The organism is Enterobacter sp. TCD1-1 (assembly GCF_020567405.1).
Classification (GTDB): domain Bacteria; phylum Pseudomonadota; class Gammaproteobacteria; order Enterobacterales; family Enterobacteriaceae; genus Enterobacter; species Enterobacter quasiroggenkampii.
In genome coordinates, this window is the sequence record NZ_JAJCXF010000002.1 from 357,672 (window position 1) to 372,039 (window position 14,368).

Annotated in this window: 12 protein-coding genes; 7 read left to right on the plus strand and 5 right to left on the minus strand. The window is 56.2% G+C overall.

What is annotated here, in order from left to right; translation table 11 throughout:
• Nucleotides 1–14 precede the first annotated feature (14 nt).
• Together rapZ and npr are read left to right on the plus strand one after the other, a co-directional pair.
• Nucleotides 15–869 (plus strand): RNase adapter RapZ, encoded by an 855-nt coding sequence (rapZ, locus tag LJA86_RS14610; RefSeq protein ID WP_045910110.1) that lies wholly within the window; start codon nt 15–17, stop codon nt 867–869.
• Nucleotides 866–1,138 (plus strand): PTS phosphocarrier protein NPr, encoded by a 273-nt coding sequence (npr, locus tag LJA86_RS14615; RefSeq protein WP_003861872.1) that lies wholly within the window; start codon nt 866–868, stop codon nt 1,136–1,138. Before rapZ ends, npr begins: the two co-directional genes overlap by 4 nt.
• Before the next feature lie 41 nt (nt 1,139–1,179).
• On the opposite strand, the gene mtgA is transcribed toward npr, so the two are convergent.
• The 5 genes from mtgA to lptF form a co-directional block, all read right to left on the minus strand.
• Nucleotides 1,180–1,905: a monofunctional biosynthetic peptidoglycan transglycosylase gene (mtgA, locus tag LJA86_RS14620; protein ID WP_063622540.1), complete on the minus strand. Its 726-nt coding sequence runs from the start codon at nt 1,903–1,905 to the stop codon at nt 1,180–1,182.
• Nucleotides 1,902–2,555, minus strand: a complete 654-nt coding sequence (elbB, locus tag LJA86_RS14625; protein ID WP_048029292.1) for an isoprenoid biosynthesis glyoxalase ElbB — start codon at nt 2,553–2,555, stop codon at nt 1,902–1,904. Before elbB ends, mtgA begins: the two co-directional genes overlap by 4 nt.
• A 232-nt stretch (nt 2,556–2,787) precedes the next feature.
• On the minus strand, nt 2,788–5,121 hold the full coding sequence (gene arcB, locus LJA86_RS14630) for an aerobic respiration two-component sensor histidine kinase ArcB (protein WP_229226347.1): 2,334 nt from the start codon (nt 5,119–5,121) through the stop codon (nt 2,788–2,790).
• 135 nt (nt 5,122–5,256) lie between these two features.
• Nucleotides 5,257–6,339: an LPS export ABC transporter permease LptG gene (lptG, locus tag LJA86_RS14635; RefSeq protein ID WP_045910114.1), complete on the minus strand. Its 1,083-nt coding sequence runs from the start codon at nt 6,337–6,339 to the stop codon at nt 5,257–5,259.
• A complete protein-coding gene (gene lptF / locus LJA86_RS14640) occupies nt 6,339–7,439 on the minus strand; it encodes an LPS export ABC transporter permease LptF (protein WP_048028830.1) in 1,101 nt (366 codons plus the stop codon). The genes lptG and lptF overlap by 1 nt, the downstream gene beginning before the upstream one ends.
• A 266-nt stretch (nt 7,440–7,705) precedes the next feature.
• Between lptF and pepA the strand changes: the two genes are divergently transcribed.
• From pepA to ahr, 5 genes are all read left to right on the plus strand, one after another.
• Nucleotides 7,706–9,217, plus strand: coding sequence for a leucyl aminopeptidase (pepA, locus tag LJA86_RS14645; protein WP_024906344.1), 1,512 nt, complete (start codon nt 7,706–7,708; stop codon nt 9,215–9,217).
• Between the two features lie 119 nt (nt 9,218–9,336).
• On the plus strand, nt 9,337–9,780 hold the full coding sequence (gene holC / locus LJA86_RS14650) for a DNA polymerase III subunit chi (RefSeq protein ID WP_008502815.1): 444 nt from the start codon (nt 9,337–9,339) through the stop codon (nt 9,778–9,780).
• Nucleotides 9,780–12,635, plus strand: coding sequence for a valine--tRNA ligase (locus tag LJA86_RS14655; RefSeq protein WP_045910116.1), 2,856 nt, complete (start codon nt 9,780–9,782; stop codon nt 12,633–12,635). The genes holC and LJA86_RS14655 overlap by 1 nt, the downstream gene beginning before the upstream one ends.
• Before the next feature lie 123 nt (nt 12,636–12,758).
• Entirely contained in the window at nt 12,759–13,262 is a 504-nt protein-coding gene (locus LJA86_RS14660) for a GNAT family N-acetyltransferase (protein ID WP_111967955.1), read from the plus strand.
• 83 nt (nt 13,263–13,345) lie between these two features.
• A complete protein-coding gene (ahr, locus tag LJA86_RS14665; RefSeq protein WP_229226348.1) occupies nt 13,346–14,365 on the plus strand; it encodes an NADPH-dependent aldehyde reductase Ahr in 1,020 nt (339 codons plus the stop codon).
• Nucleotides 14,366–14,368 lie beyond the last annotated feature (3 nt).

Genomic DNA, 14,368 nt, shown 5'->3' on the forward strand with positions numbered 1-14,368 from the left:
AGGAGAAACGGAACATGGTGCTGATGATTGTCAGTGGCCGTTCAGGGTCGGGGAAATCCGTTGCTCTGCGCGCGCTGGAAGACATGGGTTTTTACTGCGTCGATAACCTGCCGGTCGTGTTGTTGCCCGAACTGGCCCGTACGCTGGCGGAGAGACAAACCTCGGCCGCCGTCAGTATCGACGTTCGTAACATGCCTGAATCGCCAGAGATCTTCGAACAGGCCATGAGTAACCTGCCCGACGCATTCTCGCCGCAGCTGCTGTTCCTTGATGCAGACCGTAATACCCTGATCCGCCGCTACAGCGATACCCGTCGTTTGCACCCGCTTTCCAGTAAGAACCTCTCTCTGGAGAGTGCTATCGATGAAGAGAGCGATCTGCTGGAGCCGCTGCGTTCTCGTGCCGACCTGATTGTCGACACCTCTGAGATGTCCGTTCACGAGCTGGCAGAAATGCTGCGTACCCGGTTGTTGGGTAAACGCGAGCGCGAACTGACGATGGTGTTCGAATCCTTTGGCTTCAAGCACGGTATCCCGATCGATGCGGATTATGTTTTCGACGTGCGCTTCCTGCCGAACCCGCACTGGGATCCGAAACTGCGTCCCATGACCGGTCTGGATAAACCCGTTGCGGCCTTCCTCGACAGGCACACAGAAGTTCACAATTTTATCTACCAGACGCGAAGCTACCTTGAGCTATGGTTACCTATGCTGGAGACAAACAATCGTAGCTATCTGACGGTAGCGATTGGCTGTACCGGCGGTAAACATCGTTCGGTTTATATCGCCGAACAGCTGGCCGACTATTTCCGCTCGCGCGGGAAGAACGTTCAGTCCCGTCATCGCACGCTGGAAAAACGTAAAACATGACCGTAAAACAGACCGTTGAGATCACCAATAAGCTGGGCATGCATGCGCGCCCGGCGATGAAGCTGTTTGAGCTGATGCAGGGTTTCGATGCAGAAGTTCTGCTGCGGAATGACGAAGGTACCGAAGCGGAAGCGAACAGCGTGATCGCGCTGCTGATGCTGGATTCCGCCAAAGGGCGTCAGATTGAAGTCGAAGCCACCGGCCCTCAGGAAGAGGAAGCGCTGGCGGCGGTGATTGCGCTGTTTAACGCGGGGTTCGACGAAGATTAAGGTCTCTCCCCTTCAGGCGGGTGGCGCTGCGCTTACCCGCCCTACATAAGTTTGTTGCTCTCCATAAACCCTTCTCCTCCCAACTGACGCATCTGGCGCATAATCCACGCCTGACGGCTTCGCACGTACCCTGATGGGGCACTGGCTTTAAAACGGATGGGATTAGGCAGAACAGCCGCGAGCAGCGCCGCCTCCGACATGCTCAGCTTGCTGGCGGGTTTATTAAAATAGCGTTGTGATGCAGCTTCGACACCAAATACCCCGTCGCCAAACTCGGCAACGTTGAGATACACGGTCAGAATGCGCTTTTTGCTCCAGACCGTTTCCATGCCCAGGGTTAATCCCGCTTCCAGCCCCTTTCGCACCCAGCTGCGGCCGTCCCACAGAAACAGATTTTTGGCCGTCTGCTGCGACAACGTTGACGCGCCACGCACGCGGTTTTCATGACGTTCGTTATGCGCCAGCGCCTTCTCAATCGCGGCCACATCGAATCCCCAGTGCTCGGGGAATTTCTGATCCTCCGCCGCGATGACCGCCAGCCCCATGAACGGCGAGATCTCGTCCATGCTTACCCAGTCAGAATGGGCGACATAGCCGAAATCACCGCTGAGCCACGCACCGAGCTGACGCTCAACCATCACGGCGGAGAACGGAACCGGCATAATGCTGAACAGGGCGAGTCCACCGCCCCAAAACACCGCCAGCACCAGAACGATGCGCAATAAAGTACGTTTTACCCACGCACCTGCGCCGGATTGACGACTCATTCAGCCAGCACCAGCACGCGGGCGACCAGCTTTTCGATTCCCGTGGCCGCTTCTGCAATATTCTGCGCCAGCATATAGGCCGGCGTGGTGACAATTTTATTATCTTCATCAACCACAATGTCATCCACCGGGCACGGAACGTGTTCGCCCCCCATTTCCTCGACGATCTCCGCGGTATCAATATCCGTCCCGATGGTCAGGCGCAGCGGGAAATCAAAAATCTTAGGCAACATCGCCGGTGCGATACAGATAAAGCCCAGCGGTTTCCCTGCCGCATGCATGGCCTGCGACAGCGCTTTGAGATGAGGATCGATCTGACACTCCGCGCCCTGCGCGGCAAAGGTACTGAGATTTTTGGCCGCGCCAAATCCACCCGGCACAATGAGCGCATCAAGCTCTGCGGCGTCTGCCTGAATAAGAGGATGGATGTCACCTCGCGCAATACGTGCGGCTTCAATCAGCACGTTACGGGTTTCCGCCATTGGTTCACCGGTCAGATGGTTAATCACATCCGCCTGATTTTTGTCTGGCGCAAAACAAATCACCTCTGCTCCCTGCTTAGCCAGGGCCAGCAGCGTAATGACGGCTTCGTGTATCTCAGAACCATCGTAAACACCACATCCGCTGAGCACGACACCAATCTTTTTCATCATGACAATCCTTTTCTGCAACTGGCTGAAGCACATTAATAATTTTGATTAAAACGCTATGCTTCACACATTTCACTGATTCATGTAACAAACCATTTAAGATTTGCTATCTTATCTGCGTGCGGCCTAAATTTTTCAGGCAGCGCCCTTTCAAAAATAACGTTTAAAAACAGGCGCAGCCACGATTTCCCTGGTGTTGGCGCAGTATTCGCGCACCCCGGTTAATCCGGGGTCATTTTTTTCTGGCGTCAACCCAGGCTTTAAGCACCGCAACATCGTTTTGCCACTCTTGCTTCATCTCTTCAACCCAATCACCCACGTTATCTTCCCATGCAGGTAAATCAGGCGACTGAATCTGTTGTCCCAGCTGCTGCAGGTGGCGTAAACCAACCGAGCCGGCTGCACCTTTGATTTTATGTCCTTCTTCCACGATCCCCTTCTGGTCACGGGCCGTCAGGTTGGATTCCAGCACGCTCAGATAGCCCGGCATCATTTTTTCGAACACGGCCAGACCGTCGGTAATCAGTTTCGGCCCCACCAGATCGATATACTGCTCCAGCATCGCGGTATCGAGTATCGTTTGGGCTTTTGCGCTATCAACAGACGTCATGGTGCTCTCCTCTTCATCATGGGTATCCCAGAACTTTTTGATCATAGCGGTCAGAGCAGGAACCGCCAGCGGCTTGTTGAGTACATCGTCCATACCGGCATCGAGATACTCTTTTTTATCTTTCAGCACGTTCGCCGTCAGGGCAACCAGCGGCGGCAGTTCGTCGGCCGCGTACTGACGCGTCAGCTCGCGCGAGATATCCAGCCCGGTCATATCCGGTAATTGAATATCCAGCAGAACAAGATCGTATTCGCCGGGTTTAAACATCTCCAGCGCGGCTTTGCCGGTCATCGCGACATCCACGCTGTTGCCCAGTTTTTCCAGCACCGAGCGCGCCACGATCACGTTCAGCTCAATGTCTTCCACCAGCAGGACGTGCAGGGCAGGTAGCGGCATATCGTCATTTTCAAAGGTATCTTCTACCTCTTCCGCCACCGCTGGCGCATGGACCGTCAGCGTGAAGGTTGACCCTTTCCCCGGCTGGCTGGCTACGGTGATATCACCGCCCATGCTCTTCGCCAGACGTTTAGAGACCGCCAGGCCAATGCCTGTTCCGGTCGCCGGTTTCCCGCCGTTGCTGTCTTTCACCTGGTAGTACATGGCAAAGATCTTGTCCTGCTCTTCCTGCGGAATACCAATTCCGGAGTCCTCTACCTCGAAGTGCAGCATGTCGCCTTCGTCATAGCGGATACGCACCGCCACCTGCCCCTTCTGGGTGAATTTCACCGCGTTGCTGATCAGGTTCCACAGGATCTGGCGCAGTCGCGTGCCGTCAGTCACCACCTTATGCGGCAGCGGCAGGGTGGGCTCCATAACAAAGCTCAGGCCCTTCTGCTGCGCCTGCAGGCCGGACAGGTTTTCCAGATCGGCAAGGAAGCTGGTGAAATCAACCGGCTGGTTATCAAGCTGAACTTTACGGCGCTCCATCTTATCCATATCAATAATATCATTGAAGATATTACCCAGCGTGACCGCTGAGACATGGATAGTCTTGAGGTATTTTTCCTGCTCTGCGGTCAGGTCGGTATCCAGCAGAATACGGCTCAACCCGACGATGCCGTTAAGCGGCGTACGCAGCTCGTGGCTGATGGTGGAGATAAAGGTGGTCTTGTCGCGGCTGGCGCGCTCCAGGGCATCCTGATAGCGCTTACGCTCGGTGATGTCGCGGCCAAAGCCCATCAGGCCGTGGCGTTTGCCCACGCGGTCATAGTAGGGCACCTTACGGATCTCAAAGCAGGCTTTGCGTCCGTCCGGGTAGTCCAGCCACTGTTCATAGGTCAGCGAGACGTTATGACGGAAGACTTTTTCGTCGGTCTCCATGACCTTGGCCGCCGCCTCTTCAGAGTAAACGTCCTGCGGCTTCAGGTGAATCAGCTGCTTCTCGCTTTTCCCGGTAAGCAACTCCATCGCCCGGTTACAGCCGGAAAATTCTTTATCTTCATTACGGTAGAACACCAGATCCGGCGACGCATCCAGGAACGACCGCAGGAAGGAGGATTGCTGCTCAAGCTGGATCTGCGTGACCTCGCGCTCTTTCATTTCGATTTTCAGCTGCTCCAGGGTGGCCTGACGCTCGGCCTCCGCCTTCTCACGATCTGAAATCTCCTGATTCAGCTGCGCAATGTTGTCTTTGAGCTGGACGTTGAGCTTCAGGTCGCGCTCGCGCATCTCTTCCAGTTTATCCACCAGCTTAGACAGACGCTGACGGGACTCTTCCAGCTGTTCAACCACTACGGAAAGGAAATAGACCGCCCAAGGCGTAATGAGCAAGCCAAAGAAGATGGAGCGGATGACGTCGATACTCTCGACCTGACCATGCAGAACCATGGTAACCGCCATTTGCACGACAATGGCCAGAACGACCAGCGCCAGCGCAAGCAGCATGGAAAAACGCACCAGCCCAAGCTTCATCATCAGGTCGACGTAATACTGGGCAAGCATTCGAATTTGCTTCATAGAGGATCCCTTCACGACGTTATCGCTCAATAATACTCAAATTCGCGGCGGGACGTTGAAGGTTGTGAGAAAAAGTGCGGGGTGAAACAGGAGATTAGCCTCGCTCCCGGGCAACCGGAAGCGAGGAGAGGTCAATCAGGAGCGTTTCAACAGCAGCCAGAGACTGATCAGGAGGAAGCTGGCGCTTGGCAGCAGCGCACCGATAATCGGCGGAATGCCATAAACCAGAGTCAGCGGACCGAAGATCTGATCGAGCACGTAGAACACAAAGCCGAAGCTGATGCCGGTCACGACGCGAACCCCCATCGGCACGCTGCGCAACGGGCCGAAGATAAACGACAGCGCCATCAGCATCATTACCGCCACGGACATCGGCTGGAAGATTTTGCTCCACATGTTGAGCTGATAGCGTCCCGCATCCTGTCCGCTCGACTTCAGGTATTTCACATAGTTATGCAAACCGCTGATGGAGAGCGCGTCAGGATCCAGCGCCACGACGCCGAGCTTATCGGGCGTCAGGTTGGTTTTCCACGTACCGGTTACCGTCTGAGAACCCGTAATCTGTTTCGGATCGGTCAGGTTAGATTCATCAACCTGGGACAACCGCCACTGCTTATGTTCGGCGTCAAACTTCGCCGAAGAGGCGTGGCGAACGGACTGCAGACGGCGCTGGTCATCGAAAGCGTAGATGCTCACTCCGCCCAGTTCATCATTCCCCTTCACCCGTTCGATGTAGACGAAGTTTTTTCCGTCTTTGGCCCATAAACCTTGCTGAGTCGAGAGCAGTGAGCCGCCGTACATCGCCTGAGCACGATAGTTACGCGCCATCTGTTCGCCCTGCGGCGCGACCCACTCGCCAATCGCCATGGTCAACAGCACCAGTGGGATGGCGGTTTTCATTACCGACAGCGCGACCTGCATGCGGGTAAAACCCGAGGCCTGCATAACGACCAGCTCGCTGCGCTGCGCCAGCATACCCAGCCCCAGCAGTGCCCCCAGCAGGGCCGCCATCGGGAAGAAGATCTGCACATCTTTCGGCACGCTGAGTAGGGTATACATCCCCGCGCCCAGCGCGTCATAGCTCCCTTGCCCGGCTTTTTTCAGCTGATCGACAAATTTGATAATGCCGGAGAGCGACACCAGCATGAACAACGTCATCATGATGGTGGTAAAAATGGTTTTACCGATATAGCGATCAAGAACGCCAAACGCCTGCATTAGATGGCTCCTTTACGCGAGAATCGGGCACGTATGCGGCGCACAGGCACCGTATCCCACAGGTTTAACCCCAGCGCCAGTAAGATGTACAGGCTGTTGACGAACCACGTCCAGATCATGGGATCCAGCTTGCCCTTCGCGCCGTTGGAGCGAATCGAGGTTTGCAGCAGGAAATAGATCAGGTAAAGCAGCATCGCCGGCAGCATAGAGAGCACGCGTCCCTGACGCGGGTTCACCACGCTCAGCGGAACGACAATCAGCGCCATCATAAACACGGTGAAGACGAGCGTAATACGCCAGTGGAACTCTGCACGCGCTCGGTTGGTATCGGTATTCCAGAGGGTACGCATGTCCATTTGCTCGGTATCCGTTGGATCGAGCGACACCGTCTGATGGCCGATAATGGCCTGATAGTTCTGGAAATCCGTAATGCGGAAGTCACGCAGCATCGCGGTGCCTTCGAAACGGGTGCCTTTGTTCAGCGTCACGACCTGAGAACCATCTTTGCGCTGAGCCAGCTGACCGGAATCTGCCACCACCACGGAAGGACGCGCGTTACCTTTAGGTCGCAGCTGCGCCAGGAAGACATCGTTGAATTTACTGCCGTCAACGCTCTCAATAAACAGCACGGAGTTTCCATCGGTTGCCTGCTGGAACTGCCCCTGGGCTAGCGCCGCCATGCCGGGGTTGGCTTTCGCTTCGGCCAGCACTTCATCCTGATGGCGGGAAGACATGGGGCCCGCCCACATCACATTCACCGCCGCAACGATCCCCGTGAACAGCGCCAGTATCATGGCGGCTTTCACCAGGACCGCTTTGCTCAGGCCACAGGCATGCATCACCGTGATTTCACTCTCGGTATAGAGTTTCCCAAGCGTCATGAGCAGGCCAAGGAAAAGACTTAGCGGCAGGATAAGCTGCGCCATTTCCGGGATCCCTAAACCAAGCAGGGAAAGCACCAGATTTGTTGGAATTTCGCCGTCAACGGCCGCACCGAGGATCTTAACCAGCTTCTGACAGAAAAAAATCAGCAGCAGGATGAAGAGGATCGCCAGTTGGCTTTTGAGCGTCTCCCGCACCAGATATCTTATGATTATCACTTTAAATACGCCCGTAAAAACCCGTCTCTTTGCTGGAAAATCGCTTGTTTCATGGCTTAAACGTCATTTATTCTCTTGAGTCGTCGAAATCATCGCTAAGATTAAAACATCCGGCGGATTCACGCTTCAGGACTTTTTCTGACGTGTCGAAACCGTAGTAACGTAAGATTAACACGAAGTCACCACAACAGCGGACATGAGTTACGAAAGGTTTCAATTCTATCCGTAGCAGCCGCCGTTGTCTTTAAGATTCAGGAGCGTAGTGCATGGAGTTCAGTGTAAAAAGCGGTAGCCCGGAGAAACAGCGGAGTGCCTGCATCGTTGTGGGCGTCTTTGAACCACGCCGACTCTCCCCGATCGCCGAGCAACTCGATAAAATCAGTGACGGCTATATTAGCGCCCTGCTGCGCCGTGGCGAACTGGAAGGCAAACCTGGGCAGACGCTGTTACTGCACCATGTTCCGAACGTACTCTCAGAGCGCATTCTGCTGATTGGCTGTGGCAAAGAACGCGAGCTGGATGAACGTCAGTATAAGCAGGTGATTCAGAAAACAATCAATACGCTGAATGATACCGGTTCAATGGAAGCCGTCTGCTTCCTGACCGAGCTGCACGTTAAAGGGCGTAACACCTACTGGAAAGTGCGTCAGGCGGTCGAAACGGCAAAAGAGAGCCTGTACAGCTTCGATCAGCTGAAGACCAATAAAAGCGAGCCGCGTCGTCCGCTGCGTAAAATGGTCTTCAACGTGCCAACCCGTCGCGAACTGACCAGCGGCGAACGCGCGATCCAGCACGGTCTGGCGATTGCTGCCGGCATTAAAGCGGCTAAAGATCTCGGCAACATGCCACCCAACATCTGTAACGCGGCCTACCTGGCCTCTCAGGCACGTCAGTTGGCCGACGCCTACAGTAAAAACGTCATTACCCGCGTCATCGGCGAACAGCAGATGAAAGAGCTGGGAATGCATTCTTACCTGGCAGTCGGTAACGGTTCGCAGAACGAATCCCTGATGTCCGTCATCGAGTACAAGGGCAACCCGGCCGAAGACGCACGCCCTGTCGTGCTGGTCGGTAAAGGCCTGACCTTCGATTCCGGCGGTATCTCCATCAAGCCTGCCGAAGGCATGGACGAGATGAAGTATGACATGTGCGGCGCGGCGGCGGTTTACGGCGTCATGCGCATGGTCGCGGAACTTCAGTTGCCCATCAACGTGATCGGCGTTCTGGCGGGCTGCGAAAACATGCCTGGCGGTCGCGCTTATCGTCCGGGTGACGTCCTGACCACCATGTCCGGCCAGACCGTTGAAGTACTGAACACCGACGCCGAAGGCCGTCTGGTACTCTGCGATGTGCTGACCTACGTTGAGCGCTTCGAACCTGAAGCGGTCATTGACGTCGCCACGCTCACCGGCGCCTGTGTGATTGCGCTGGGCCACCACATTACCGGCCTGATGTCGAACCACAACCCGCTGGCGCACGAGCTGATTGGTGCCTCGGAGCAGGCCGGTGACCGCGCATGGCGTCTGCCGCTGGGTGACGAATATCAGGAGCAACTGGAGTCTAACTTCGCGGATATGGCGAACATCGGCGGACGTCCTGGCGGGGCGATCACCGCGGGCTGCTTCCTGGCGCGTTTCACCCGTAAGTACAACTGGGCGCACCTGGATATCGCGGGTACCGCATGGCGCTCCGGCAAGGCCAAAGGCGCAACCGGTCGTCCGGTAGCGCTGCTGTCGCAGTTCCTGCTCAATCGTGCGGGTTTTAACGGCGACGAATGATATAAAATGCCGGGTGGCGGCTTCGCCTTACCCGGCCTACAACGTCATTCAACCGTAGGCCGGGTAAGCGTAGCGCCACCCGGCTTTGCATTTGAATCCAAAACTAAGAAGCCCCATATATGAAGAATGCAACGTTCTACCTTCTGGACAACGACACCCATCAGGATGGCCTCAGCGCCGTCGAACAGCTGGTGTGTGAAATTGCCGCAGAACGTTGGCGCGCAGGCAAACGCGTGTTGATCGCCTGTGAAGACGAGCAGCAGGCCATTCGTCTCGATGAAGCGCTGTGGGCTCGCCCGCCGGAGAGTTTTGTTCCGCATAATCTGTCAGGCGAAGGGCCACGCGGCGGGGCACCGGTTGAAATTGCCTGGCCGCAAAAGCGCAACAGCAGCGCGCGCGACATTCTGATTAGCCTACGGATAGATTTTGCAGATTTTGCCACCGCTTTCACAGAAGTGGTAGACTTTGTCCCTTACGAAGAATCTTTGAAACAACTGGCGCGCGAACGCTATAAAGCGTACCGCCTGGCTGGTTTTAACCTGAATACGGCAACCTGGAAATAATGGAAAAGACATATAACCCACGCGATATCGAACAGCCGCTTTACGAGCACTGGGAACAGCAGGGCTATTTCAAGCCTAACGGCGACGAAAGCAAAGAGTCCTTCTGCATCATGATCCCGCCGCCGAACGTCACCGGCAGTTTGCATATGGGTCATGCTTTCCAGCAGACCATCATGGACACCATGATCCGCTACCAGCGCATGCAGGGTAAAAACACCCTGTGGCAGGCGGGGACTGACCACGCGGGTATCGCGACCCAGATGGTGGTTGAGCGTAAAATTGCCGCTGAAGAAGGGAAAACCCGCCACGACTACGGTCGCGACGCGTTCATCGACAAAATCTGGCAGTGGAAAGCGGAATCCGGCGGCACGATTACCCGTCAGATGCGCCGCCTCGGCAACTCCGTGGACTGGGAGCGCGAGCGCTTCACCATGGACGAAGGCCTCTCCAACGCCGTGAAAGAAGTCTTCGTCCGTCTGTACAAAGAAGACCTGATTTACCGTGGCAAACGCCTGGTCAACTGGGATCCGAAACTGCGCACCGCAATTTCTGATCTGGAAGTGGAAAACCGCGAGTCCAAGGGCTCCATGTGGCATATCCGCTATCCGCTGGCCGACGGCGCAAAAACCGCCGACGGTAAAGATTACCTGGTGGTCGCGACCACCCGTCCGGAAACCCTGCTGGGCGATACCGGCGTGGCCGTTAACCCGGAAGATCCGCGTTATAAAGATCTGATTGGCAAATTCGTGGTGCTGCCGCTGGTAAACCGCCGTATTCCGATTGTGGGCGACGAACACGCCGACATGGAAAAAGGCACCGGCTGCGTGAAAATCACCCCGGCGCACGACTTCAACGACTATGAAGTGGGTCGTCGTCACGCCCTGCCGATGATCAACATTCTGACCTTCGACGGCGATATCCGCGAAAGCGCAGAAGTGTACGACACCAAAGGCAACGAATCCGACGTTTATTCCAGCGACATCCCGGCCGAGTTCCAGAAGCTGGAACGCTTTGCCGCGCGTAAAGCGATTGTGGCTGCCGTTGACGCACTGGGCCTGCTGGAAGAGATCAAACCTCACGACCTGACCGTGCCGTACGGCGACCGTGGTGGCGTGGTTATCGAGCCAATGCTGACCGACCAGTGGTACGTGCGTGCCGACGTGCTGGCGAAACCGGCTGTGGAAGCGGTTGAAAACGGCAGCATTCAGTTCGTACCGAAGCAGTACGAAAACATGTACTTCTCCTGGATGCGCGATATTCAGGACTGGTGTATCTCCCGTCAGCTGTGGTGGGGTCACCGTATCCCGGCATGGTACGACAACGACGGCAATGTTTACGTTGGTCGCAGCGAAGATGAAGTGCGTCAGGAAAACAACCTGAGCGCAGACGTTGCCCTGCGTCAGGACGAAGACGTGCTGGATACCTGGTTCTCCTCCGCGCTGTGGACCTTCTCCACCCTCGGCTGGCCGGAAAACACCGACGCGCTGCGTCAGTTCCACCCTACCAGCGTGATGGTGTCCGGCTTCGACATTATCTTCTTCTGGATTGCCCGCATGATCATGATGACCATGCACTTCATCAAAGATGAAGACGGCAAGCCGCAGGTTCCGTTCCATACCGTCTACATGACCGGTCTGATCCGCGACGACGAAGGCCAGAAGATGTCCAAATCCAAGGGTAACGTCATCGACCCGCTGGATATGGTTGATGGTATCTCTCTGGAAGAGCTGCTGGAAAAACGCACCGGCAACATGATGCAGCCGCAGCTGGCGGAGAAAATCCGCAAGCGCACCGAGAAGCAGTTCCCGAACGGGATTGAGGCTCACGGTACCGACGCCCTGCGTTTCACCCTGGCGGCGCTGGCCTCGACCGGTCGTGACATCAACTGGGATATGAAGCGTCTGGAAGGTTACCGTAACTTCTGTAACAAGCTGTGGAACGCCAGCCGCTTCGTGCTGATGAACACCGAAGATCAGGATTGCGGCTTCAATGGCGGCGAGATGACTCTCTCCCTGGCTGACCGCTGGATCCTGGCGGAATTCAACCAGACGGTGAAAGCGTTCCGCGAGGCGCTGGACAGCTACCGCTTCGACATCGCGGCGGGCATTCTGTATGAATTCACCTGGAACCAGTTCTGTGACTGGTATCTGGAGCTGGCGAAGCCGGTCATGAACGGCGGCACTGAGGCAGAGCTGCGCGGCACGCGCAACACGCTGATTACCGTTCTGGAAGGCCTGCTGCGCCTGGCGCACCCGGTTATTCCATTCATCACCGAGACCATCTGGCAGCGCGTGAAGGTGATTGCAGGCATCAACGCCGACACCATCATGCTGCAGCCGTTCCCGGCATTCGATGCGGCGAAAGTCGATGAAGCGGCGTCTGCGGATACCGAGTGGCTGAAGCAGGCGATCGTGGCAGTACGTAACATTCGTGCTGAAATGAACATCGCCCCGGGCAAACCGCTGGAGCTGCTGCTGCGCGGGTGCAGCGAAGCGGCTGTTCGTCGCGTCACCGAGAACAACACCTTCCTGAAAACCATGGCGCGTCTGGAAAGCATCACCGTGCTGCCTGCGGATGATAAAGGTCCGGTTTCCGTGACCAAAATCATCGACGGTGCCGAGCTGCTGATCCCAATGGCAGGTCTGATCGACAAAGACGCTGAGCTGGCTCGTCTGGCGAAAGAAGTGGCGAAAGTCGACGTGGAAATTGGCAAAATCGAAAGCAAACTGGCGAACGAAGGCTTTGTTGCCCGCGCGCCGGAAGCGGTCATCGCGAAAGAGCGTGAGCGTCTGGTTGCCTTCGCCGATGCGAAGACCAAGCTGATTGAGCAGCAGGCGGTTATCGCTGCCCTGTAATGCTTTTACCCCTTACGCTTCAGGGCGTAAGGGGTAACCTTCCTGAAAACTCCTCGCTTGCACTCCCCTTTCTGCGGTGCTATTAACAGCAGTTATGTGTCAATTTTTGTAATGAGTAATGCTATGAGCGTGATTACCCCCGTCGCGACGACGATGCGTCGGATCACTGAGCAGGATAATCCGGCTATCGCCGCCGTTATTCGCACCGTTTCTGCCGAATATGGCCTGACGGCTGACAAAGGCTACACGGTTGCCGACCCGAATCTGGACGCGCTTTTTCAGCTTTACAGCCAGCCAGGACATGCCTACTGGGTAATCGAGCAGAACGGCCAGGTTGTGGGCGGCGGCGGCGTGGCGCCCCTCAGTTGCAGCGAGCCGGATATCTGCGAACTGCAAAAAATGTATTTCCTGCCAACGGCACGCGGACAAGGACTGGCCAAAAAGCTGGCGCTGATGGCGCTGGACCACGCGCGCAAGCAGGGCTTTACCCGCTGCTACCTGGAAACGACCGCCTTCCTAAAAGAGGCCATCGGCCTGTATGAACATCTGGGCTTTGAGCATATCGATGCGCCGCTGGGCTGTACCGGCCACGTTGATTGCGAAGTCAGGATGCTGAAAAGTCTGTAACTTTCGTTCCTGCCCTCTTCTGTTAAGCGGCTGTAAACTGAATGCTCTACACTCTCAGTTCACACCACAACGGGGGAAACACGATGTCGAAGATAAAAAGCTACGCCGCACCGCAGGCGGGTGCAGAACTTGAGCTGTACGAGTACGATGCGGGCGAACTAAAAGCAGAAGACGTCGAAGTACAGGTTGATTACTGCGGGATCTGCCACTCGGATCTCTCGATGATCGATAACGAATGGGGCTTCTCCAGCTATCCGCTGGTTGCCGGACACGAAGTCATTGGCCGCGTCGTGGCGCTCGGTAGCGCCGCGCAGGACAAAGGGTTGAAAGTGGGCCAGCGCGTAGGCATTGGCTGGACAGCACGCAGCTGTGGTCACTGCGATGCCTGTATCAGCGGCAATCAGATCAACTGCCTCGAAGGCGCCGTTCCCACCATTCTGAACAAAGGCGGTTTTGCCGATAAACTGCGCGCCGACTGGCAATGGGTTATCCCGCTGCCGGAAAGCATTGATATCGAATCCGCCGGTCCGCTGCTGTGTGGTGGTATCACCGTCTTCAAACCGCTGCTGATGCACCATATCACCGCCACCAGCCGCGTCGGCGTCATCGGTATCGGCGGGCTGGGGCATATTGCCATTAAGCTGTTGCACGCGATGGGCTGTGAAGTCACGGCGTTCAGCTCGAACCCGGCGAAAGAGAAAGAAGTGCTGGCGATGGGGGCGGATAAAGTGGTGAACAGCCGCGATCCGCAAGTGCTGAACGCGCTGGCGGGCCAGTTTGACCTGATCATCAACACCGTTAACGTCGATCTCGACTGGCAGCCGTACTTTGAAGCGTTGGCCTACGGCGGTAACTTCCACACCGTGGGTGCGGTGATGAAGCCGCTGCCGGTACCGGCGTTTACCCTGATCGGCGGGGATCGCAGCATCTCCGGTTCTGCAACCGGTACGCCGTACGAGTTGCGCAAACTGATGAAATTCGCCGGACGCACCAAAGTGGCGCCGACCACCGAACTGTATCCGATGTCGAAAATCAACGAAGCGATCCAGCACGTGCGCGACGGCAAAGCCCGTTACCGCGTGGTGTTGAAAGCAGATTTCTGATGT

What these genes read in the sequence shown, in the direction of transcription:
- lptG (WP_045910114.1), bottom strand. Translation starts at nt 6,339, where the DNA reads ATGCAGGCGTTTGGCGTTCTTGATCGCTATATCGGTAAAACCATTTTT.
- mtgA (WP_063622540.1), bottom strand. Translation starts at nt 1,905, where the DNA reads ATGAGTCGTCAATCCGGCGCAGGTGCGTGGGTAAAACGTACTTTATTG.
- elbB (WP_048029292.1), bottom strand. Translation starts at nt 2,555, where the DNA reads ATGAAAAAGATTGGTGTCGTGCTCAGCGGATGTGGTGTTTACGATGGT.
- holC (WP_008502815.1), top strand. Translation starts at nt 9,337, where the DNA reads ATGAAGAATGCAACGTTCTACCTTCTGGACAACGACACCCATCAGGAT.
- LJA86_RS14655 (WP_045910116.1), top strand. Translation starts at nt 9,780, where the DNA reads ATGGAAAAGACATATAACCCACGCGATATCGAACAGCCGCTTTACGAG.
- ahr (WP_229226348.1), top strand. Translation starts at nt 13,346, where the DNA reads ATGTCGAAGATAAAAAGCTACGCCGCACCGCAGGCGGGTGCAGAACTT.
- npr (WP_003861872.1), top strand. Translation starts at nt 866, where the DNA reads ATGACCGTAAAACAGACCGTTGAGATCACCAATAAGCTGGGCATGCAT.
- pepA (WP_024906344.1), top strand. Translation starts at nt 7,706, where the DNA reads ATGGAGTTCAGTGTAAAAAGCGGTAGCCCGGAGAAACAGCGGAGTGCC.
- rapZ (WP_045910110.1), top strand. Translation starts at nt 15, where the DNA reads ATGGTGCTGATGATTGTCAGTGGCCGTTCAGGGTCGGGGAAATCCGTT.
- LJA86_RS14660 (WP_111967955.1), top strand. Translation starts at nt 12,759, where the DNA reads ATGAGCGTGATTACCCCCGTCGCGACGACGATGCGTCGGATCACTGAG.
- arcB (WP_229226347.1), bottom strand. Translation starts at nt 5,121, where the DNA reads ATGAAGCAAATTCGAATGCTTGCCCAGTATTACGTCGACCTGATGATG.